Annotated in this window: 1 protein-coding gene; it reads left to right on the top strand. The window is 39.8% G+C overall.

Annotation, left to right across the window (positions count from 1 at the left end; all coding sequences use genetic code 11):
* Window positions 1–103: 103 nt before the first annotated feature.
* Window positions 104–891 (top strand): IS630 family transposase (locus Xedl_RS19795; RefSeq protein ID WP_074025442.1); only part of this gene is annotated, 788 nt, incomplete at its 3' end.

The raw sequence follows: 891 nt of genomic DNA, 5'->3' as shown, positions 1-891 counted from the left end.
TAAATAAGCTTTCAAAATAGTAGATCACTTGGAGGGAACTCAGTCCAATTTTTGCGATCTGATTAATCGCCAAATCAAAAAAAATCCCAAAATGGACTGAGTGATGCGAATCATAGCACCAATACCCCGAAGTGAACGACGTCAGATGAAAAAATTTATTCATAAAACCCGGGATAAAGATTATGCCCGCCGACTCATGGCACTCTTAATGTTACATGAAGGTCAGACCGTTTCTCATATCGCCAGAACCCTTCATTGCTCACGTTCTTCCGTCCATCGTTGGATAAATTGGTTAACATTATATGGGCTGGAAGGGTTAAAAAGCTTACCAAGAGGAAGGCCTGCTCGATGGAATTTAGCCCCGATTTTTAGCTTGCTGTCATTCTTATTATCACACTCCCCGCAAGATTTTGGTTGTTTGCGTTCACGTTGGAGTATTGAACTTATCACTCAGATAATCAATGAATTATTAGGTTTATTACTGTCAAAAAGTACGCTTTATCGTTACTTTTGTCAGGTGGGTATTGTCTGGCGAAGAGCGGCTCCTACCGTCAAAAAGTGTGATCCTGAATATGACGAAAAAATGGCAAAAATCACCGAAGCCTTAGCCAACGTATCAGAGCAACATCCTGTTTTTTATGAAGATGAAGTTGATATCGATCTGAATCCTAAAATCGGGGCAGACTGGTGTCTAAAAGGACAACAAAAACGCGTAATGACACCGGGGAAAAATCAAAAGCACTACCTTGCAGGCTGCCTTGAGGTACGAACAGGTCAAGTGACCTATGTCTGTGGTATAAAGAAAAACTCTGATCTATTTATCAATATGTTAGATAAAATTAATCGTCAGTATCGCCAAGCCAAAAGTATCACGTTGATTTTGGATAATTA

The organism is Xenorhabdus eapokensis, from assembly GCF_001908105.1.
Note: the sequence above shows the minus strand (reverse complement) of the source record. Positions and strands in the feature narration are given on the sequence as shown.